Source organism: Aliikangiella marina (assembly GCF_007004765.1).
GTDB lineage: Bacteria > Pseudomonadota > Gammaproteobacteria > Enterobacterales > Kangiellaceae > Aliikangiella > Aliikangiella marina.
In genome coordinates, this window is record NZ_VIKR01000001.1 from 251,321 (window position 1) to 274,447 (window position 23,127).

Annotated in this window: 17 protein-coding genes; 15 read left to right on the top strand and 2 right to left on the bottom strand. The window is 42.0% G+C overall.

What is annotated here, in order from left to right; translation table 11 throughout:
- Positions 1-70: 70 nt before the first annotated feature.
- From FLL45_RS01105 to FLL45_RS01120, 4 genes are all read left to right on the top strand, one after another.
- Positions 71-1,081: a WD40/YVTN/BNR-like repeat-containing protein gene (locus tag FLL45_RS01105; RefSeq protein ID WP_142887945.1), complete on the top strand. Its 1,011-nt coding sequence runs from the start codon at positions 71-73 to the stop codon at positions 1,079-1,081.
- Between the two features lie 38 nt (positions 1,082-1,119).
- Positions 1,120-3,435, top strand: coding sequence for an efflux RND transporter permease subunit (locus FLL45_RS01110; RefSeq protein ID WP_142887946.1), 2,316 nt, complete (start codon positions 1,120-1,122; stop codon positions 3,433-3,435).
- A gap of 333 nt (positions 3,436-3,768) precedes the next feature.
- A complete protein-coding gene (locus tag FLL45_RS01115; RefSeq protein ID WP_142887947.1) occupies positions 3,769-8,646 on the top strand; it encodes an NAD-glutamate dehydrogenase in 4,878 nt (1,625 codons plus the stop codon).
- Between the two features lie 240 nt (positions 8,647-8,886).
- Positions 8,887-10,560 (top strand): CRTAC1 family protein, encoded by a 1,674-nt coding sequence (locus tag FLL45_RS01120; protein WP_142887948.1) that lies wholly within the window; start codon positions 8,887-8,889, stop codon positions 10,558-10,560.
- Between the two features lie 108 nt (positions 10,561-10,668).
- On the opposite strand, the gene FLL45_RS01125 is transcribed toward FLL45_RS01120, so the two are convergent.
- The gene (locus tag FLL45_RS01125; protein ID WP_142887949.1) at positions 10,669-11,601 is read right to left on the bottom strand and encodes a LysR family transcriptional regulator; all 933 of its coding nucleotides are present in this window, start codon (positions 11,599-11,601) and stop codon (positions 10,669-10,671) included.
- A gap of 142 nt (positions 11,602-11,743) precedes the next feature.
- Here FLL45_RS01125 and FLL45_RS01130 point away from each other — a divergent pair, with 142 nt between their 5' ends.
- The 11 genes from FLL45_RS01130 to FLL45_RS01180 all read left to right on the top strand — a co-directional run bounded on the left by FLL45_RS01130 (position 11,744) and on the right by FLL45_RS01180 (position 21,097).
- Positions 11,744-12,556: a class II aldolase/adducin family protein gene (locus tag FLL45_RS01130; RefSeq protein WP_210247087.1), complete on the top strand. Its 813-nt coding sequence runs from the start codon at positions 11,744-11,746 to the stop codon at positions 12,554-12,556.
- Positions 12,557-12,636: 80 nt separating this feature from the next.
- On the top strand, positions 12,637-13,542 hold the full coding sequence (locus FLL45_RS01135) for a bile acid:sodium symporter family protein (protein WP_142887950.1): 906 nt from the start codon (positions 12,637-12,639) through the stop codon (positions 13,540-13,542).
- Positions 13,543-13,572: 30 nt separating this feature from the next.
- Positions 13,573-14,796 (top strand): acyl-CoA dehydrogenase family protein, encoded by a 1,224-nt coding sequence (locus FLL45_RS01140; RefSeq protein ID WP_142887951.1) that lies wholly within the window; start codon positions 13,573-13,575, stop codon positions 14,794-14,796.
- An 80-nt stretch (positions 14,797-14,876) separates the two neighbouring features.
- Positions 14,877-15,680 carry an SDR family oxidoreductase gene (locus FLL45_RS01145; protein WP_142887952.1) on the top strand — a complete coding sequence of 268 codons (804 nt, stop codon included), beginning with the start codon at positions 14,877-14,879 and terminating at the stop codon, positions 15,678-15,680.
- Positions 15,681-16,757, top strand: a complete 1,077-nt coding sequence (locus tag FLL45_RS01150; protein ID WP_142887953.1) for a phosphotransferase family protein — start codon at positions 15,681-15,683, stop codon at positions 16,755-16,757.
- 2 nt (positions 16,758-16,759) lie between these two features.
- On the top strand, positions 16,760-17,458 hold the full coding sequence (locus FLL45_RS01155; protein WP_142887954.1) for a histidine phosphatase family protein: 699 nt from the start codon (positions 16,760-16,762) through the stop codon (positions 17,456-17,458).
- 84 nt (positions 17,459-17,542) lie between these two features.
- On the top strand, positions 17,543-18,289 hold the full coding sequence (locus FLL45_RS01160) for an SDR family oxidoreductase (RefSeq protein WP_142887955.1): 747 nt from the start codon (positions 17,543-17,545) through the stop codon (positions 18,287-18,289).
- A 283-nt stretch (positions 18,290-18,572) separates the two neighbouring features.
- A complete protein-coding gene (locus FLL45_RS01165) occupies positions 18,573-18,935 on the top strand; it encodes a phasin family protein (protein WP_142887956.1) in 363 nt (120 codons plus the stop codon).
- Positions 18,936-18,961: 26 nt separating this feature from the next.
- Positions 18,962-19,369 (top strand): phasin family protein, encoded by a 408-nt coding sequence (locus tag FLL45_RS01170; protein ID WP_142887957.1) that lies wholly within the window; start codon positions 18,962-18,964, stop codon positions 19,367-19,369.
- Between the two features lie 325 nt (positions 19,370-19,694).
- Positions 19,695-20,381, top strand: coding sequence for a hypothetical protein (locus FLL45_RS01175; RefSeq protein WP_142887958.1), 687 nt, complete (start codon positions 19,695-19,697; stop codon positions 20,379-20,381).
- 218 nt (positions 20,382-20,599) lie between these two features.
- Positions 20,600-21,097: a hypothetical protein gene (locus FLL45_RS01180; RefSeq protein ID WP_142887959.1), complete on the top strand. Its 498-nt coding sequence runs from the start codon at positions 20,600-20,602 to the stop codon at positions 21,095-21,097.
- Positions 21,098-21,422: 325 nt separating this feature from the next.
- Here FLL45_RS01180 and FLL45_RS01185 read toward each other — a convergent pair whose 3' ends face one another.
- Positions 21,423-22,934, bottom strand: coding sequence for a DUF3336 domain-containing protein (locus FLL45_RS01185; protein ID WP_142887960.1), 1,512 nt, complete (start codon positions 22,932-22,934; stop codon positions 21,423-21,425).
- Positions 22,935-23,127: the final 193 nt, after the last annotated feature.

A 23,127-nucleotide genomic window follows, 5' to 3' on the forward strand; every position in this document is an offset into this window, starting at 1 on the left:
TAATCTGGCGTAACATTGTTGTATTCTGCGTGTTTATCCACCTTATTAAATTGAATTTTCGGAATATCGAATGGCTTTAAAAAAGGTTATCAAGCTTTCTGTACCTCTGGTTCTAGCGGCTTATGCCGGCATAAGTGCAGCACAAGAACCATCGGCACAAAGCCAGCAAGCGAGCCCTCAAGAATCAAGCAACCTTAACACCCAAGCCCCGAGGGCGTCAGAGCGGTTGTTAATGGACATCAAACGAATTATCAATAACCGACTAGTAGCGGTGGGGGAGCGAGGACATATTTTAATATCGGACGATCAGGGAGAAACTTGGCGTCAGATATTAGTACCGACTGAGACTCTGTTAACTAAGTTATTTTTTGTTGACGATAAGACTGGTTGGGCGATTGGGCATGATCAAACCATTCTTAAAACTGAAAATGCGGGGGAAGAATGGCGCATTCAGTATGAGAGTGATAACCTCGATCAACCCGCACTGTTTGATATTTGGTTTTCTGATAAAAATAATGGTATTGCGGTCGGCGCTTACGGGTTGTATTTGAAGACCAACGATGGTGGTGACAGCTGGGAAGATGTTTATCAAGAAAGCCTTGAAAATGAAGAAATCGGATTTCCCCACTTTTATTCTATCGTTCAAGATGGAGCCGCGGGACGTTTATATATTGCTGGTGAGCTAGGATTTTTAGCTTTCTCTGAGGATAACGGCGACACTTGGCAGATGGCGGAAAGTCCCTACGATGGTTCTTTTTTCAATGCGATGGTCACACCCGATAATGCGTTATTGCTCATGGGGTTGAGAGGACACTTGTTTCGCTCATCTGATCAAGGAGAAACTTGGAGTGAGGTTGAAACGGGTACCATTTCTGGCCTACAGGAGTCAGTCATTTTAGATGATAAACGTTTGTTAATCGTGGGCTCTGATGGAACCCAATTAATAAGCGATGATTATGGTAAAACTGTTCAGCTGATCCAACGCTCGGATAGAATCCATCTTGCCCATGCCTTGAGCTTACTGGACGGTCAAATTATGTTGGTCGGGATTCAAGGCGCCATTAAGACACAATTAAAATAGCTTAAATAAAACGCAAGTTTTTGCTGGAAATAAAAAGTATGAGTCAAACCAGATTAGAAGCGAATATAGACAAGTTCATATTTTGTCGGAGTAAATTAGTACTCTGGGTATTCGGTATTCTTACATTAGTTATGTTGGGGTTTGCATCGCAAATCAAAGTTGATGCCAGTTTCGAGAAGAATATACCGCTCGAACATGAATATATGAAAACCTATATCAAGCACCAAGAGCATTTTGGCGGAGCGAACCGGATACTGGTTGTGCTTGAAGATAAATCAGGCGATATTTTCAATAAAGAATATTTCGATGCCTTAGCCGAGGCGACCGCACTTGTTTCTACTATCAATAGTGTCTCAGAACCTTTGATGAGCTCGTTATTTACGCCAAATACGCGTTTTGTTGAAGCGGTTGAAGATGGGATGGTCGGTGGACCGGTTATTCCAGAGTCCTATGATGGTTCTGAAAAAGAGCTACAGTTGGTCAGAAGTAATATTTTGAAAGCAGGTTTAGTTGGCCGAATGGTGGCTAATAACTTTGCTTCATCGATGGTCAGTTCTCAGTTATTGTCGATTGACCCAACGACAAAACAAAAGACCGATTTGGTCGGAGTGGCCGATCGCTTAGAAGAAATTCGCGAAGAAATTGAAGCAAAATATCCGCAAATCGATGTGCATATTATCGGTTTCGCGAAGATGATTGGTGATGTGAGTAATGGCGCTAAACAAGTGGTTGCTTTCTTTGGCTTAGCCTTGGTCATTACCGCGATTCTCGTATACCTTTACTCTCACTCGGTAAGCTTAACCATTTTACCGTTGATTTGTTCGATCACTGCGGTGATTTGGCAACTGGGATTACTGACTATTTTTGGTTTCGGTATTGACCCTATGTCGATTCTGGTTCCTTTCTTAGTTTTTGCCATTGGTGTTAGTCACGGTGTGCAAATGATCAACGCCGTTGGCAAGAATGTCGCCTCTGGCGCAAATTCTCGCGAGGCAGCGTTCGGCGCATGCTGTCGATTATTTGTTCCAGGGATGATAGCACTGCTGAGTGATACCATCGGTTTCCTGACGTTGTTGTTTATTAAAATTGATATCATCAAAGAGCTCGCTATCACCGCAAGTTTGGGTGTGGCGGTAATCATTTTGACCAACCTAATTCTATTGCCAGTATTGTTATCCTACGCGAAATTTCCGGATAACTTTGCTGCAAAAGTTGAGGAGTCGAACAAAAAGCAAGCGGTTCTTTGGCGGTTTTTCTCGGGGTTTGCCGAACGCAGAACAGCTACAAAAACAGTGCTTGCCGCATTAGTGGTGGTGACAGTTGGATTCTTTTTCGCGAAGAATATGAAGGTTGGCGATTTACATGAAGGTGCACCGGCGTTGCGTCAAGACTCGGTTTACAACATGGATACCAAGTTTGTTACCGACAACTTCTCGATTGGTACGGATCTTATTTCGATCATTGCCGAAACTAAACCTGAAGCCTGTACCGAATTTAGCATCATGAATGCCATTGACAAATTTCAGTGGCACCTCGAAAACCTTGATGGGGTCCAATCAGCGATTAGCCTCACCACCGTATCTAAAATCTTAAACGCAGGGTTTTATGAGGGCGCACTTCAGTGGCGTATTCTGCCGCAAGAACAAGCCACGCTGGCGCAGTCGATACGCTATCTAGAAACCAGCAGCGGTCTTTTCAACAATGATTGTAGCGTAATGCCAGTGCTGGTATTCACCAAAGATCATAAAGCTGAAACCATTGAGCAAGTCGTGGCTGCGGTCAAAGATTACAATGCCAAAGTCAAACACGAAGATATCGAGTTTAAATTAGCGACAGGACCAGTTGGGGTTATGGCTGCAACTAACGAAGCTGTTTCTGCTGCTCAAATTCCGATGCTGATTTGGGTTTATCTTGCCGTTATTTTGCTGTGTTTGATTAGCTTCCGTTCGATCCGCTCGACAATTTGTATTGTTGTGCCCCTAGCGATTGTATCTGTGATGGCTCAAGGGTTGATGACGATTCTAGACATCGGGTTGACTGTTGCCACGCTTCCTGTAGTCGCTCTGGGCGTTGGTATTGGTGTGGATTACGGAATCTACATATTCTCGCGAATGATTGTCTTTATTCGCGCAGGGGAGAGTATCTCAGAAGCCTTTTTGAAAACCCTTCACTTAACAGGTAATGCGGTTTTCTTCACTGGACTGACCTTAGCGATTGGCGTCAGTACATGGTTGATGTCAGCGTTACAATTCCAGGCCGATATGGGGATTCTTTTAACCTTTATGTTCCTATTTAACATGCTTGGCGCGGTGATTTTATTACCGGCTTTAGCTGCTTTCCTCTATCGTCGCTAATCCTTTCTTCGATCTACTTGCTGAGAGTCTTTAAACTGTCAGCAAGTAGATTTCAATAGTTGGTTCATGAAATTAAGTTATGGCATTAAATTAGTGCTTCTTGGCATCGTTTGTCCTACAATTAGCGCAACTTTGATCTAACCCAAAAAACGCTCGAATAATCGCGTTGCGACACAACATGATGATTCTTAATTCAGGCTTTAAAAAGTTACCCAGCCAATTTGTTTTGTTCACTCAGCAAATTACTCAATTTTCACCTAAACTATTAAAAATAAACCAAAACCGTGGGCATTGATTTGAGTTTGTATGCTAAGCAACGGATAAGGAATGTATATGTCAATTGAACAAAAAACACACGACACCATACTTTATAAAAATGTCATTAAACTGATTGAATCTAAATTTTCAAAAAGACAAGCGGAACTCGTTACACAATTTGCAAGTTACTTCTGTTCTGGGATTTCGAGTACCGACTTTGAGTTTAAAAACGACAATGAACTTTATGCGCCTATCGTCAGTTTATGGAATTACATGCAAAACTGCGATAATGAGTGCAGCGTAAGAGTTTTTACGCCAGAGTTTGAGAGTCATGGTTGGCATTCCCGTCACACGGTTATCGAGTTGGTTCATCAAGATATGCCTTTTTTGGTCGACTCTATCCGAATGGAATTAAATCGACTTGGCATTAACATTCATCTCCACATTCATATCCCACTCAATATTTCGCGCAGTAAAGCCGGAAAAATAAATAAAATCCAGCGACCTGATCCTGAAGCGCCTCACAGTAGCGTAACACCGATGTATTTGGAAATCGATCGTCAGTTGGATGACCGAGAGTTAGAGTTAATCAAACTTAATTTGGAAGAAGTTTTATCGGATGTTCGGGCAAGTGTTCGAGATTGGGAACCGATGAAGAAAAAACTCACTGAAGTCATCGGACGTCTAAGTAATTTGCCTGAAAAACTGGTTAATGAAAAAAATACAGAGTGCAAAGATTTCCTTGAATGGATTTCAGGTAACCACTTCACCTTACTTGGTTACACTTACTATGCACTTAAACACGAGAAGAATGATATTAAGCTGGTACCACAACATCGTAATAGTCTAGGGCTGAAAAAGCGCGATAACTGGAAACCGAAACCCTACAAATTAGGTGACTTACCTTCGGGAGCGCGAAATCTAATTCTTAATACCCAAAACCTACTGGTATTAACTAAGTTGAGTGCTGTCAGTCGCGTTCATCGACCTGCACACATTGATTACATCGGTATTAAACGAGTTGATGAGAATGGCGAGATTCTTGGAGAAGATCGTTTTATTGGTTTGTATACGTCTGCAGCGTATAACCTCAACCCCATGAGTATTCCGGTTCTTAGGCAAAAAATACAGTTGGTTCAAGAGCGTTCTGGACTGACCACTTTAGAACATGATTTAAAAGTCTTGCGTAATATCTTAGAGACCTACCCGCGTGACGAACTATTCCAAATCCGATCCGATGATCTCTATGAAACAGCATTGGGAATTTTACAGATCCAAGAACGACCCATCATTAAACTCTTTATCCGTCGAGATCCGTATGGCAGATTTTTTTCATGTTTGGTTTATGTACCACGAGAAATATATACAACCGCGATCCGTATCAAAATAACAGAAATTCTTACTGCTAGTTTAGGGGCGATCTCTGAGCCGCAATTTACAACGACTTTTTCAGAGTCGATCTTAGCGCGAATACACTTTACGATTCCGGTAGAAAATGCGGAGAAAATTCGTTATGACGTGAAGGAAATTGAAAAGAATCTTCATCAAGCGACTCGCTCTTGGCAGGATACCTTAACTGAGTCATTAATCGGTGAGTTTGGTGAGGCTGAAGGCAAACGAATGGTGCAACGGTATGCGGATCGTTTCCCGCTCGGTTATCAAGATGAGTCCATCGTGCAGACTGCAGTACTCGATATCAAGCACATGGAATCTTTGAATGATGAACATCGTTTGAGTATGTTGCTTTATCGTTCTCAAGAAGATAGCAATGACAATATTCGCTTTAAGCTGTTCTACCGCGACAAACCAAAGCCGCTTTCGCAAGTGATTCCAATGCTTGAGAATATGGGATTGAATATTATTGGCGAAACGCCTTATAAGATTCATCCTAATGGTGGTGCTGAAAGGTGGCTGAGTGACTTTGTGATGCGCCATCCGGCGGGCAAAAAACTCGACCTCGAAAAAATCAAAGAAAAATTTCAACAAGCTTTTACGCGTATCTGGATGGAAGATGCAGAAAATGATGGCTTCAATTGCTTAGTATTAGCCGCATCGTTGAGCTGGCGTGAAATCGCAATGCTTAGAGCTTATGCAAAATACATGTGGCAAATAGGCTCAAGCTTCTCGCAAAACTATGTCGAAGAAACGCTCGAAGTCTATCCGGAAATTGCTAAATTGCTGGTTGATTATTTCTGTCTAAAATTTGATCCATCGGAAAAACAATCCAAAGCTAAAATCAAAAATACGCGTACCAGAATAATCGAAGCGCTCGATCAAGTAGCCAACCTTGACCAAGATCGAATTTTACATCGTTACCTAGAGTTAATTGACGCGACCATACGAACTAACTTCTTCCAGTTAAATAGTGAAGGAGATTTTAAGAATTACATCTCGTTTAAACTCACTCCCCGAATCATCTCAGATATCCCGCAACCAGCGCCAATGTTTGAGATATTTGTTTACTCGCCGAGAATTGAAGGTGTTCATTTGCGTGGTGGTAAAGTTGCGCGCGGCGGCTTACGTTGGTCTGATCGACGGGAAGATTTCCGAACTGAAATTCTCGGTTTAGTTAAAGCACAGCAGGTGAAAAACTCGGTTATCGTTCCTGTTGGCGCAAAAGGAGGATTTGTTTGTAAGCGCAGTTTGTCAGGGCTTTCTCGCGAAGAGTTTATGGCGGAAGGAATAGCTTGCTACAAAATATTTATCTCCGCATTACTGGATATCACAGACAATCTGGTTGAAGGCAAATTAGTGCCACCGGAAAATGTCGTACGCTTAGACGAAGATGATCCTTATCTCGTGGTTGCAGCCGATAAAGGTACCGCGACTTTTTCAGATATTGCTAATGGAATTTCGCAAGATTACGGCTTCTGGATGGGCGATGCTTTCGCCTCAGGCGGCAGCGTTGGTTATGATCATAAGAAAATGGGAATTACCGCTAAAGGTGCTTGGGAGTCGGTTAAGCGGCACTTTATGGAAATGGGAATTGATTGTCAAAATACAGACTTCACCGCTGTCGGCGTAGGCGATATGGGCGGCGATGTATTTGGTAATGGAATGCTCTGTTCTAAACATACCAAGCTAGTGGCCGCGTTTAACCACATGCACATTTTTATTGATCCGAACCCTGACTCTGCCAAGAGTTATGTTGAACGTGAGCGTTTGTTCAATTTACCACGTTCCTCGTGGCAAGATTACAATACCAAACTGATTTCAAGAGGTGGCGGTGTCTTTGAACGCTCGGCTAAGTCGATTCCTTTATCAAAAGAGATCAAGAAATTGTTAGATGTTGATGATGACGCTATGGCGCCGAATCAATTGATCAACGCTATCCTCAAGTCGCCGGTCGATCTTCTTTGGAATGGCGGTATCGGTACTTACATTAAATCGAAAGTCGAATCGCACAGTGATGTGGGCGACAGGGCAAACGATTCGCTTCGAGTCAACGGCGAAGAGTTGCGTTGTAAAATCATCGGTGAAGGTGGCAACTTGGGGGTTACTCAACTCGGTCGAATCGAGTATATGCGCAATGGTGGGCGAGCAAATACCGACTTTATAGATAATGCAGGCGGGGTAAATTGTTCTGACAATGAAGTGAATATCAAAATAATGCTTAATCAGATTGTTAGCGCCGGTGATATGACTGAAAAGCAACGAAACAAGTTGTTGCTCAGCATGACTGATGAAGTGTCAGATATTGTTTTAAGAGAGAATTTTTTACAGGCGCAATCAATCAGTGTGAGCGAACAACGCTCGCCGAAAATGGTAAAAGAGTTGATGCGATTCATTCACTGGTTAGAGCGTGAAGACAGATTGGATCGAGAACTCGAATTTTTACCATCCGACGACGAACTGGTTGAGCGCTTATCGCAAGGCGAAGGATTAACTCGTGCGGAAATTGCGGTTCTTACGGCCTATGGAAAAATGGTGCTTAAAGAAGAACTGTGTACGCCTGAGGTGTCAAACGAACCATTCTATAATCAAGTATTAATCGATTACTTCCCTAAACCGATCCGCAGAAAATTTGCCGAGCAAACGGAATTACATCCGCTCCGGAATGAAATCATTGCGATGAAATTAGCCAACGAAATGGTGGATTACTTGGGGAGCAACTTTGCCTTTAGAGCGATGGATGAAACGGGGGCGACACCGTCTGATGTGGCCACCTGTTTTACCCTGGCAAAAGAAATTTTCGATATGCCTGCGATGTGGAAACAGATCGAAGCATTAGATCACTCGATTCCCGCTAAAATTAAGCATGACATGATTTATCAAACGCAAAGAATGGTGCGACGTTGCACTCGATGGTTCTTGCGTCATCGACGAAAAAACCTTGAAATCAAAGAGGGCATCGAATACTTCAAAGAAGGAGTTTTGGAATTACAAAAGAGTATTGCCAAGGTTTTAGAGAAAAAAGAGAACAAAGGTATTGAGAAATCGATTGCGGGCTGGGTCGCTCAGGGAGTTCCGAAAAAGCTTGCAGAGAAAATATGTTACCTGAGCACCATGTTCTCGGGACTCGATATCGTCGAGATGGCTAAGCTGACCGGATTGAATATATCGCTAGTTGCAGAAGTTTACTTTAAATTAGGGGCAAAATTAGAACTCCATTGGTTCTTAGAGCAAATAAACCTGCAACCGGTAGATAATCACTGGCAAGCTTTTGCAAGAGCCTCGTTTAGAGAAGATCTTGATTGGCAACAACGCAGCTTAACCGTAGCAGTTCTTCATATGTCCAACAAGAAAGCAAATGCTGAAGAAAGGATAATCGCATGGATCGTTGAGAACGCCGATTTGTTGACGCGTTGGCAGTCGATGCTCGCTGATTTCCGCTCCAGTGGTCGCCATGAGTTTGCGAAATTCTCCGTTGCCTTGCGTGAGCTGCTCATTTTGGTACAAAGCAGTGTTCGAGCTGCGGCGATAGCTCGCGAAGAGGACTTCAAAGAAAGTTAACCTGTAACAACCTAGCATTTGAACATTTCTGTGTGTTCAGGTGCTAGGTATCTTGACTATTTTCCTATCTATCTTATTGATTTTAGTAACGTTAATTGTTTTCAAATGCCCAGTGTCCAGTTATCGCTTGCCGCATATATGATAAATCTTTAGTATGTCCTATGGCTGGTTAACAGCTGAGCAATTTTTTCACAAGAATAAATTTTTAGCGCCCTTGAGGTGACTAAAATCGGTTTAATTATGAGTAAGATAAGTAAAATATTTCAATTTGGGACAGTACTTGGACTAATTTTTATCACTGCATGTGGCGGCGGGGGAGGCTCTGAAACCTCTGAGCCACCGCCACCACCGCCTCCACCACCGCCTCCGCCGCCAGCGGCAAAAGTTAGTTTTGTTGATGTCACTATGCAAGTCGGTTTGGATTATGTTCTAAGTTCAACTGAACCCAGCGGTGAGTCCCAAGATATGGCTGGCGGGATTTCAATTGCTGACTATAACGGCGACGGCGAACTGGATTTGTTTGTCTCTCATGCCAAAATGGGCCACGGTAAACTATTTCGATTCAATGGTACTCAGTTTGTTGAAGTCACAGACGCTGGTATTGCGATGGATTCTATGTCACAAGGCGCCTTTTGGACCGACCTCAACGGTGACCAAGCGCTCGATTTGTTGGCCTTTGGTGCCAAAAGCCCTTATTTAGAAATCTACATGAATGACGGTGATGGCACTTTCACTCGCGATCTCAATACTGCGGATATGGTTAATCAAAAAGGGATCTTTTCTGTTGCGACAGCTGATTATGATCTCGACGGAGATTTAGATTTATATTTTGCCCACTGGGGCGGCAGCTGGTTGCGCGATGGTGATCAAGAATATCTGTGGCAAAATGATGGTGATGGTACTTTTACTGACATGTCGGATAATGTCGAAGTAATCCCGTCTTTCAATATCCAAGTTTTAGATCCGGAAGAGCAATACAAAGAATATTCGTTTACGCCGATTTTTACTGATATTAATAATGACCAATATCCAGACCTCCTGGTTACCGGTGATTTTGAATCCAGTCAAATATTGGTTAACAACGCAGGCGTAGATTTTACTGATGCCACCACCGATGTAATTTCAGATGAAAACGGAATGGGAGCAGCGGTAGCCGATTTTGATAATGATGGAGACTTCGACTGGTTCGTCTCAAGTATTTGGAATCCGCCTGAAGCAATTAAGTTATATTTTGGCGGCATTTCTGGTAACCGTTTGTATCGAAACGATGGCACCGGAACTTTCAGTGATGTGACTGATGAGGCCGGGGTTAGAGAAGGTTATTGGGGTTGGGGATCTTGTTTTGCTGATTTCGATAATGATTCAAATCCAGACATTTTTCACGTTAATGGAATGACTTATAGTGGGTCGGGAGAAAATCCGTTTGCCCAATTCGAGCAAGATCCGTCTCGCTTCTATCTATCCAATGGTGATGGCACTTTCAGTGAAGTCAGTGAAAGTGTCGGGATTGATGATAATGGCAATGGCCGGGGACTTGTTTGTTTTGATTTTGACAGAGATGGCGATATTGATATTTTGATAGCAAATAATGGGGCGGCTCCGAGGCTTTATGAAAACCAAGGGTCCTTGGATAATAATAATTTTATCAACATCAAGTTAAATGGATTACCAGCGAACTTAGAAGCCATTGGCGCTAAAATTACGATTACGGCAGGTAGTCGAAGTTGGATTCAAGAAATCCGTAGCGGTGGCAACTATATGTCGCAAGATCCGCGTGAAGTCCACTTTGGGGTAGCCCAATTAAGCCAGATCGATAGCATTAGAGTTGATTGGCCAGGTCTCAATGTGACGCCGACAGAATTACAGAATGTCGATGTTAATCAATTCATCACGATTGATCATCCCGATAGATAACCTCAAAAACATAGGCTAGCTGGTTTTTTCAGGCTAGCCTTTTGTGTGACTCAATTACTTAACATTAAGCGATTATTCGCTTACTCATCGCCACGAAAAATAGTTAGTTTAAGACAGTGTGCTCTGCATAATATTCTTTAACTGATTTCTCAACCAAAGCATATAAGCTTCATCAGCCGTATCTTTTCGCCAATACATTCGGATTGGAATTGGGTCGCACTCAAAAGGAATCGGTAAAATTTTTACATCGAGAATATTGGCGAGGAATACGGCGTATGAGTAAGGCATGGTGAGCAACAAGTCGGTGGCTTCGACTGTTTTTGCTGCTGGTAAATAGTGTTCGCACTGCATGACGACTCTCCGTTCAACACCTGCCACTCGAATGCGGCTATCAACATATGCTCGTTCTCTGCGGTTGAGTGAGACAAGCGCGTGATCACTGACAGAGAATTCTTGGATGGTTAATCGCTTGTTATTGAAACAAGGGTGAGAGGGACCGATAAGCACACAGAGTGCTTCTCGGGTAATTTCCTCACTCTCGATTTTGGTACTGGTTGGCGTTTCTAGATCAATCACCAAGTCTAGTTCTGACGCCAGCAGACGCTCTTCAATATCGCCAAGAATTAGTCGTTCGCTCTTAATAATTATCTCTGACGCCATTTCTCTGAGTGGTTTTAACAAGTCTGGCAAAATCAAAAACTCAAGTATGTCGCGAAAACCCAAGGAAAATTCCATTTGCGAATGTTGCGGGTCAAATTCTATCGTTTTACTACTGCAATCGATCAGGCTAGATAATGATTGCTTGACGGTGGGTAAAATACTTTTGCCAAAAGGGGTTAATACTAATTTACGGCCATGCTTGACGAAGACGGGATCGTCAAGCATTTCACGTAGCCGACTAAGCGCATGAGATATTGCCGATTGAGATAGGTTGAGGCGCGCCGCGGCTGCTATCGTTGTGCCTTCCTCAGCGATAGTGAGCATCACCTTGTATAAATTAAGGTCGATTTTACCTTGTGTTTTATTATTAGTTTTGTTCATAGTTTTATCTGAAAAAACATCATTAGATAAATACTAACAAAGGGAATAGGATGACAACAAGTGCTTATAGAGCCGACAACACTTGGTGTTACCACGCAAATTGCAATTGAACGGCACACTTAATCACCAGCAGAGGCCAACAATGGATGAACAAATGATAGCGCAACTCAAGCAAGGGGCAATCGGTGAGATGTCAGCTGACTCAATGCTTCTCCCACCAACTTTTGAGTCGCTTGAGTCTGAGCGCGATTATATTAAACAGCGACTCGCTGCTGCGTTTCGGTTATTTGCACTCTACCAATTTGATGATGGATTGGCTGGCCATATTACCGTGCGTGATCCGATTGAAAAAGAGACTTTTTGGGTTAATCCTGTCGGTATTCATTTTTCGAGAATTAAAGTGAGCGATTTGGTCCGGCTCAACCACGAGGGGCAGTTAGTTGAAGGCAAAGCCTTGGTCAATACTGCCGCGTTTATGATTCATTCAAGAATTCACGCTAAGCATCAACATATTAATGCAGTTGCTCACGCTCATACAAAGTTTGGGAAAGCGTGGTCAACACAAGGACGTTTATTGGACCCTATTACTCAGGATGCCTGTGTGTTTTTTGAATCTCATGATGTCTTCTCACAATTCGACGGGGTTGTTCATCAGCAATCAGAAGGCGATGCGATAGCCGATCGAATCGGTGAAAATAATATCGCACTAATTTTACAGAATCATGGTTTATTAACCGTTGGTATTGATGTTGATAGCGCGGTGTCTTTGTTCGTTCAATTAGAGGATGCCTGTGAAAATCAATTGCTCGTGTCCGGATTACCCAACACGCAAATCATTCCTGCGGAGATTGCGCGCAAGACCAGGTCGTTTATTGGATCTCGGTTGGTCGTGTGGGGCAACTTTCAACCGCTCTACCAAAACATTGAAGCGTTGCAACCCGATTTCAAAACTTAGTCTGAAAATTTTTGTGATGCGAATACAAATTGTGCGTTAATGTAAGTTGAGGTTTTGTTAATGATGAGCGGAAAATAAACATGCAAGCGAGTGTCCTAACGCAGTTAGTTTTACCGAGTTGTTTATTTATCATCATGCTTGGCATGGGACTTTCGCTTGTTATGAACGATTTTAGCCGTGTTTTTAAGTCTCCTAAAGCGATCCTCATCGGCTTATTGGGGCAACTTATCTTGCTCCCTGTTTGCGGTTTTATCATCGTGATACTGCTGATTGATGATCCGTTATTGGCAATGGGAATTATGTTACTGGCTGCTTGCCCTGGCGGGACAACCTCTAACTTAGTTACTCATTTAGCCAAGGGAGATTTGGCGTTGTCGATTTCACTGACCGCTTTTAGCAGTGTTTTAGCGTTACTGACCATTCCTTTAATCGTCGGTTTTTCGATCGAATATTTTCTATCGCAAACTGGTGAAATTCAATTAGATTTGTCCCGCACACTGTCAACGTTATTTTTGATTACTTTATTACCTGTTTCGATAGGGATGATCATCAGACGGCTATACCTTAAATTGGCGATATTCCTAGAACCGAGAATTAAATCTTTTTCCACGATATTTTTAATCCTGTTGATTGCAGGCATTGCATTTGAACAAAGGGAGACACTTCTTGATGCAATAGTGCGCTCAGGATTGGCGACATTGTTACTCAATTTGATTTCGATGTTGGTCGGTTTTTATTTAGCGAAACTGTTTCAATTGAATAGTCGTCAAACAATTTCAATAACCATAGAGATTGGGTTGCAGAATGCCGCGCTCGCAATGTTGGTTGCGACAACGATTTTAGGCAATACACTGATTGCGGTTCCTGCAGCCGTCTATTCGCTAGTGATGTATTTTACAGGCGGGTGTATTATTGCAATGAGTTTACGAAAGTTAAAAGTTAATACCAAGAAACAACCGAAGACAATAGTGACTCATTCTGACTAGTCACTGTGTTACCAAAATAAAGGTGAATGAATGAATTTTGAATATAGTGATACAGCAAAAGACTATCTCGGCCGATTAAAAGCGTTTATGGCCGAACACGTTTACCCGGTTGAGCAGCAGTTGGCCCATACTAACCACGCCCAGAATAACCATGGTGAATGGCAGCGTTGGCAGTGTTTGCCGGAAATAAAATTGTTAAAAGAGAAGGCAAAAGCAGCAGGCTTGTGGAATTTGTTTCTTCCCGATAGTGAATTAGCTCAAGGTTTAAGTTGTGCTGACTACGCGCCTTTAGCGGAGGAAATGGGGCGAGTGCTATTTGCTTCTGAAATATTTAATTGTAATGCGCCAGATACCGGAAATATGGAAGTTCTGTACCATTTTGGTAATGAAGCACAAAAAGCGCAATGGTTAACGCCACTTTTGGCCGGTGAAATTCGATCGGTTTTTGCAATGACTGAGCCTGATGTGGCTTCCTCAGATGCAACCAATATGCAAACTAATATAACTGAAGACGGCGACCATTTGCAGATCAACGGCCGTAAATGGTGGACTACCGGGTTAGGACATCCGGATGCGAAAATTGCAATTGTTATGGGGCTTTCCAATCCTGAAAATGACAGACACAGCCAGCACAGTATGGTACTTGTACCTCTCGATACGCCCGGCGTAAAAATCGAGCGGATGCTAACGGCTTGTGGTGATTATGATGCCCCGTATGGACATGGTGAGTTAAGTTTAACAGATGTTAGGGTACCCAAGACTAATCTAATTATGGGGATGGGCAAAGGTTTTGCAATTGCCCAAGGTCGGTTAGGTCCAGGACGAATTCATCATTGTATGCGCGCTATTGGTGCCGCGGAGCGCGCTTTAGAATTGGCCATAAAACGGGGACAGAATCGAGTCGCCTTTGGTAAACCGATTATCAAGCTGGGTGGCAATCTAGAAAAAATTGCGGAAGCGAGAATGGCGATTGACCAAGCTCGCTTGTTGACGGAGTTAGCCGCTTGGAAGATTGATACGGTCGGTGTTAAACATGCGATGACAGAAATTTCTGCGATTAAAGTGGTGGTCCCCAACATGCTTCAACAAGTGGTAGACATGGCCATTCAAATGCATGGCGGTGCGGGTGTGAGTCATGATTTTCCATTAGCTGGATTTGCCGCACAAGCGCGAATTTTAAGGCTAGCTGACGGTCCTGATGAGGTTCACAAAGGAATGGTGTCGCGCTTAGAATTAAAAAAATATCTAAAGTAAGATAACGACCAAGCGGTCAAAATGGCGAATGATTGATGAGCCAGATTGAATTCATTTAACCGACGAACTAGAGAATAAAAATGCATAAAAGAGTACTTATTACTGGTGGTGCCTCGGGACTGGGGAAAGCTTTAGCGTTGCGTTGGGCGCAACAGGGCTCAAATGTGTGTATTGCGGATCTTAACCAAGAGCGCGCTGAAGAAACAGTTCAGGAACTTCAAGCGTTGAACGTAGATGCTTTTTTTGTTCATTGCGATATAACGGATGAAGCCAGTGTCGAGAGCGTCAAGCAAGCGATTGTTGATAAGTGGCAGGGCATTGATCTTGTTGTGAATAATGCCGGTATCGCCAGTGCAGATTCATTAGAAGATGAGGATCTAGTGCAATGGCGGACGATTATGAATGTCAATTTATTCGGTGCCGTCATTGTAACTCGCGCTTTTGCGCCGCTCATGAAAGCGCAGAATAGCGGATATTTTCTTAACGTTGCCTCACAGGCAGGGATAACCTCAATTGCGATGATGGCTAGCTACAATGTGAGTAAAGCGGCAATGATTACATTTTCTGAGACGATGCGGTTGGAACTCAATGATGACAACATTGGGGTGAGTGTTTTATGTCCTGGCTTTTTTAAAACCAATTTAAAAGAGTCGCTGAGAACTAAGAGCGATCAACTTCGTTCGGTTTTAGATAAGGTGATGGAGCGAGCGACTATCACCGCTGAGGATGTGGCAAACTATACTTTTGACGCGGTCAGCAACAAAGAGTTGATGATAGTCACCCACCCTGAGGGGCGAACAATGTATCGCTTAAAAAGGTGGTTCCCTAAATTTTATTTGAAAAAAATGCTTGAGCATACGGCGCGTTTTAGAGGACGAAAATAAATGGCCGAATCAGGTAAGTTGTTGGATAAAGCGGGTGCCGTAAGAAGTGGTGAAGAGCTTCCGGTTGCAGAGGTTGATACTTGGCTTAAAACACAAAATATAGAACTCATTGGTGCTCCAAGTGTTACCCAATATTCCGGTGGCGCCTCTAATTGGACTTATTGTCTAACTTACGAAAATCGAGAAATTATTCTTCGACGCGCACCCGCTGGTACTAAGGCAAAAGGGGCGCACGACATGGGACGAGAGTTCCGAATTCAGTCAGCCTTAAAGCCTGTCTATGCTTACGTGCCCGAAATGTTGGCACTTTGTGAAGATGAATCGGTTTTAGGTACCGACTTTTATGTGATGGAAAAACTCAACGGTATAATTCCAAGGAAAAATATGCCGCGGGGATTAAAACTCGACCCAGCCACGACGAAAACAATATGCGAAAAAGTACTTGATTGTCTTATTGAACTCCATCAAGCGGATTACCAGGCTGCAGGTTTGGATCAACTTGCAAAAGGAGAAGGTTATATTCGGCGACAAATTGAAGGTTGGAATGGCCGCTACAAGAAAGCGAAAACCTGGAACGTACCGAGCGCCAAATACGTTATGTCTTGGTTGGAATATAACATGCCTAACCATGAAAACATTTGTATTATCCATAATGACTTTCGTTTTGATAATGTCGTACTCGATAACAACGAACCGACAAAAGTACTGGGAGTGCTTGATTGGGAAATGGCTACACTCGGTGACCCGATGATGGACTTGGGCAATACGTTAGCCTATTGGGTTGAGCAGGGAGATGATTTTATGGCGCAGTCGACACGCAGGCAGCCGACTCACTTACCTGGCATGATGACTCGTCAACAAGTGATTGAATATTACTGCGATAAAATGGGGTTTGATGCCTTAGATTTTAAATTTTATGAAGTCTATGGTCTGTTCCGGCTGGCGGTAATTGTTCAACAAATTTATTTTCGTTATCACCATAAACAGACTACTAACCCAGCGTTCAAAAAGTTTTGGTTGTTTGTTCACTATTTATTATGGCGCAGTAAAAAAGCCATTAAGCGGAAAGGGATTTAACGATGGCGACTGTTTATTTAGTCCGCCATGGACAGGCAAGTTTTGATAGCGATGATTACGATAAATTATCGGATCTCGGATTTCAACAAGCACGCCACTTGGGACTTCATCTAACTCGTCGGCTACAACCCGATATGATTTTCTCAGGCACAATGCGACGTCATCAAGAAACAGCTCACTCGGTATTAGAGGCTTTCGAACATATTGATAGTCAAGGATTGCAGTTAATGTCTGAGTGGAATGAGTTTGATCACCAAAATGTTATAGCTGCTTTAAATCCCGACTGGGCCGACTCAAGTGTATTTCGACAACACATCTACCAACACCAAAATCCGGAGCATTACTTTTTAGAATTGTTTGCTAAAGGAATTGCTCGCTGGGTAAGCGGTGAATATGACGAGCAATACAATGAACCTTGGCAAGCATTTAAAGAACGTACGCTTAGGGCGATCGACAAAGTCATTGAAGCATTGCCCGACAAAGGGCGTGCGATAGTATTTACCTCAGGTGGACCAATTTCGTGTGTTACCCAAAATCTATTGAGTATTCCTGATCATTTTCTTTTGAACATGAATAAGTCATTGGTGAACTGTGGTGTTACCAAAATTGCCGTCACCAGTTTAGGGCGACAAGTTTCATCACTTAATGATCATTCAAGTTTTGATTCTGAAGAGCATCGACATTTGATCACTTATAAGTAATCGCGACATCTGATAAAAATACAAGATTTGGCGATTTAACCAATTAAACGCAATATTACAAAGTAAGAATAATAGGAGCGGACAGTGCGTAAAAATATAGTAATTACCGGTGCCAGTTCAGGACTAGGTAAGGGGATGGCAATTGAGTTTGCGAAAATGGGAAGAAACTTGGCAATTTGTGCCCGCCGAACCGAGCGGCTAGAGGAGCTAAAAAGTGAACTCTTAGCAATTAATCCGGATATTCAAGTCTATGTTCGGGCATTAGATGTTAATAATCACGACCAGGTTTTTGAGGTGTTTAAAGCATTTAAAGCAGATATGGGCTCAATTGATCGCGTGATCGTTAACGCAGGAATGGGAAAGGGCGCCTCATTAGGGACCGGCTATTTTCACGCCAATAAGATGACAGCAGAAACTAATTTTGTGGCTGCTATCGCTCAGTGTGAGGCAACGCTGGAGATTTTTAGAGAGCAAAATGCTGGCCACCTAGTGACAATATCCTCAATTAGTGCAGCACGAGGCTTTAGGCGAGCGTTAACAGTCTATGCTGCGACAAAAGCGGCGGTCACTTCCTTAACCGAAGGTATTCGTATTGATGTGAGACGTACGCCGATTGAAGTGACTTGTGTACATCCAGGATTTATTCGCAGTGAAATTAATGAAAAGGTAGAGAAAGTGCCATTCATCGTTGATACGGATGTAGGCTGCCGAGCAATGGTCAAGGCAATGGAAAAAGAACCTGCTAATTGTTACGTACCGTCTTGGCCTTGGTCAGTGATGTATCGTTTGATGAAGGTTATGCCTGACAGTATGATTGCCAAGTTTAGCTAGTGGGACTGCGCGCTAATAATAAGCTTCCTGAGAGCTTCAGGGAGCTATCTCCTTGCTTTTACGCACCATTCACTCCGATTTTTCTCCGTCCAAGAAATACTGTCAACACTTCTCTGTCAATAATCACGCTAAAAATAGCAAATTTAAATCTTTAAATTTCAATAAGTTAGCGGTTTTTGTTAAAAAATTTCAATTTATTTCCCAAGTTAGTATGCGGTTTCTAATTTATTTCAATAACATTGATAACAACTCGATGAAAACCTTGCAATGCAGGAGACTGACAATGACTAAATTAGAATCTATCAAATCAAAAGTATCACAAGCAGAAGATTTTGCTCGTAAAATCTGGTTAGCTGGATTGGGTGCTTACGCGAAAAGCTATGACGAAGTTCAAGGCAAAGCTGACGAACTAAGCGCAGAAGCTTCAAAAGTTTTCGAAGACTTAGTAGCTAAAGGCGAAACTGTAGAAGCAGAAACTAAAGACAAGTTCAAAGCGAAAGCTGACGATTTAAAAGTCAGCGAAAGAGTTGCTGAAGTTCGTGAAAAGCTTGGTATGAACTCAAAAGGTACTAGCGAAAAAATCGACGAATTATCTGCAAAAATCGACGCGCTAGCAGACACAGTTGCAAAACTTTCTGCAAAGTAATCGATTAATTAATCAGGAGAAATATCATGGCTTCATTAAAAGACGTTGAAAAGTTAGGTCGTCAAGCTTGGTTAGCTGGCTTGGGTGCATACGGCTCGGGTTGGAAATATGCAGTCGATAAGTTTGATGAGACATATGCTAAAACTGGTGAAATGCTTAACGAATTGATCACTGAAGGTGAGAAAATTGAGCAAGACATTCAGGAGAAGCTTAAAGCGAAAGAAATTTTGGACGAAAAAATTGTTGCGCTTAAAGACAAACTTGGCTTAAACGAACCAGATGAAGCCGAGAAGTTGCAAGAAATTGACGCTAAAGTTGATAAGCTAACAACTGCGGTTAATGCGCTTGTTGAAGCTCGATTAGCAGAGCAAGCACCTGCTAAAAAAGCGCCAGCGAAAAAAGCACCAGCGAAAAAGGCTGCTGCAAAAAGCTAAGTAAGACTTCTTAAATGATGTCGAAAAAAAGCCCACTTAAGTGGGCTTTTTTTTGTCTTGTGGTTTAAGTGTTTGTGAATTGGATAGACTACGTTAGTTAGAATGATAGTGAAATAGCTACCCTTGATGGTATGAATGTTTGTCGATATAGTGGCAGTCAATAATAGGTCGGGTTGGGGCATTCGACAAACTTCATCACACTTCGGTCTCTGGGCGAATAGAGTGAGCTAAAAAAGCAATCGTTGAAAAGTTTTAGCATTGTCGGTCATTTGAAGGACGACAAAACTCCTCAGTTGAGACATTATTTATTCAAAAAGAGTAAAATATGAAAAAAATCGTATTATTTTTGACTCTGTTTATATTCTGTATTCAAGATGGCAACTGCCAATCTAGCATCAATGAATTTATGGAAAAACAACGGATGGAAAGTATTGAGTTTAATGCGTCTATTAGTGACAAGGATATTATCGAATATCTAGAGTTTAAGTATGAATTCGATCCTGATATGTTGAAACAGCTTCAGGATACTAAAAGTGATTCTGAAAAATTAAACACCTTTCTTTTTAACTACAGAAATTCTCACAACGAAGCTGGAATTCAATTGCCCACGCTAAAAGGATTGTCTGAAAAAGAAATCGGAGAATTAAAAAAAGTTTTAGAATATAAAAGGGAAGAACACTATGAATCTCTAGATGCAGCTAAAAGAGTCCAGAGTCTTTCGAAAGAACAATTAAACACCATTGTGCAAGAAGGTAAGTTGCTGATTGAGAAGTTCGATAAAATAAAACAAAATTCTTCTGAGAGGACGATTAAAATTTTGGATGGTTTTCCAACTGGACTTAGCTTTCTAAAACTTGATTTGATTTATCTTACAGAAAAAAGCTGTCGTTTTTTCCTTCATAAAGGTATAGGAAAGGGGATAGGCTTCTCTGTATCTAAAGAAAAAGGAGAGTGGCGGCTTTGGTCTTTTAATGAGTATAAATCATGGGAGCGTTATGAAGTTGAACTTTAATGTTCAATGCAAGATATAATAATAAGTAGTTGGTGTTGTGAACGCTCCTTATATTGTAATGATTTAGTTACCTATGTTAGAGCTTTATCAGTGGTATAATTACTAGTTGGCTGGCTCGCACCACCACCAAGCTGACGCTGCGAAATCCCTGGTTAGATGGATATCAGTCATGCACAATTGAGTAAGGGCATAACAAGTAAATACAAGTTTAATTGACTATGAAATATATTCTAATAACAATTATATTTTTGTTTTCCTATGATATCTCAGGGGTTAGTGCACCTGAGAATGAGCTCAAAAAGCTTGCAGCATCTAAGTTAGAGTTGTTAAGCAATTTTAACGGCGTATGGATTGGGAAGTTAACGGGGCATAAAGGACATAATCTTGTAGGAGAGCCTACAGGTAACTTGAAACTTATAATCGATGGCGGCAGCGTAGAGGTTTTTACTAAAACAGAAGAAAAATGGAAGCAGGTTAAGAAAGGTCAGTTCAAGATTGAAACCCACAAAACTAACGCTATTATTTTTAGTCTTGATTCTGGAGAAAGTAAGTTTTGGGTAGAAACCTGGTCGCTTAATGTTTCTCAGGTGGACAATGGAAGGATGCTAGTTTTGTGGAATCGAATAGTTAATAATTATCCACTTGAGTCATTTGAACATGAAGCAAGAGGTGCTATGTTTGCATCTGGATACTTGGTGAGAGTTCCCAAGAAGTAAACACTTCAATTACGTAATAGGCTCTAATCATTTATCAGGCGTTCAACCTACCACGTCATTCCGAGCGTAGTCGAGGAATCTCCCACAGTTTTAGACGCATCTGCATGCTGAGCCTTACAAAGAAACACACTCAAGTCTGTGATTACGCCTAAGATATTAAGTTTGTATGAGTCTTTGGGAGACCTCTCCACAACTGTCGAGATGACAAGTGCGTGACCGCTTTATGGCAATCAATACCAACCGACATCAAGTAGCAAATCCAAATTCATAAACAGCTTTCAAAAAACAAAAACATCGAAGCAAAATTATTTTAATTTTTAAGAATCTAAACTTGACCACTTGCGGCATCGTTAGATGCTTCGCGATTCATTTCTCGATACGGATGCGTGTTGTGTGATAACAACAAGCTTTCTCTTTTTTTCAAATCTTTTAAGTGCTTTCTAAAAGTTTTTGAAATTTGTGTGTTTCTTCGAATCATATCAATATGAGGCCAGCAGGCTTTTTCTGCCGATTTGATTAGCTTTGTTAAGCTATCTAGCGAAGGGTTAGCAAATACGTGGCGATAATCGGTTAGCTTACGTTTTGGTAAAATATTAATATCACCCACATATTGTTGCTCAATGATAGAGCGCACTTTATGGATACCTCGACGTAACGCATCGTTCTTACTAAGACTTTCTAAAACATCAAAGAAATAAACACTATTTTTCTTTGCTAAGGTTGTTGCATGCCGGATAGTTAATTCTTTGATGCTGTCCGTTTTATGCTTTCCGCCAGCAATAAACGGTGCTGCGAGTGGGTTAATTTGACTGACGATACTATGGTTGACACCAAACAATCGAGCAAGACGCTCGAAAGGTAAATCCGCCATCAATGAGCCGTCTGCAAACTGTCGGTTTGGGATATAGGGGATTACATCGCCTTGTTGGTTTTTGGCTTTTAAATACACCGGCGAGAAAACGTATGGAATTGCACACGATGCTCTTACCGCTTGAGTGATAATCGCATTAGGGGAGGTTTTATGATTGAGCAAGCGAGAGTGCTGGTGCAAATCGGCCGGCGAAACCGTAATCGTCATACTGATCCCGGTTTTTTCATAAGCTTCATCGAAGGTTGTTAAATCGAACAGTTCAATTAGCGCGTTTTCTAACCGGGTACTGTCAAAAAAGGAATCTTGGCGGACGCCTTTAAATCGGCTCCAACCTCTAAAATGCTCGTAGATGTTTTCAGCGGTCAATAAATCAGCTAACTCATCCTTTGGGCGAGTGCCAATTAGGGCTGCGATAATCGAACCCGCACTCGCACCAGAGACAACTTTAGGGATTAGGTCGTGAGCGAGTAATGTTTTCACAACGCCAGCGTGAAAGAAGCCTAAACCCGCACCGCCGCTTAGCATGAGACAACTTTGGCCATAAGAGTGATTGGTCTCATCGAAAAACGACAGCTTTTCGTAAAAGTCGACTTCATTCTCATCGGCATTGTAGATGAAATCCAATGCAGCACAGACCTCATCAAGGAATTCTTGTATAAGCTTTTTGGTACCTATTTTGGCTTTTTTGTTGAGCAACGGGTTGGCAATGTTACCTAAATTGCCGTGAATACCCTCGTGTAGGATAGACATTAGCGCAGGAGCGTCGCGGCTGGCTCGAGCTGCTTTGATTCGCTCAACGCGCTTGCGGATCATCTGATAATCATAGGCAGAAGAGTCGTCTTCTTCCTTCCAGGCATTGGCACCGCTGACTTCGTCATGGTACAAGCTGGCTTCGTAAAATGCCTGATAAGAGTCAGCATTTTCAATTTCTTTTTCGATATCAGATAGGTTTGGTCCGAAAAGCATTTTAATCACCTACTTAAAACTAGCTTATAATATCCATATAACCAATAAATATTAGAAAGGGCAACCCAATTTTCCCTTTTAATCGGCAAGATTTCTGGCTTTTTGAGCAGAATCAATACAATTGGTGAAATTGTCGTCAGAATTAAATAAATTGTTGTTAAATAAGCAAGAATTATTGATTTTAGGTTGACCA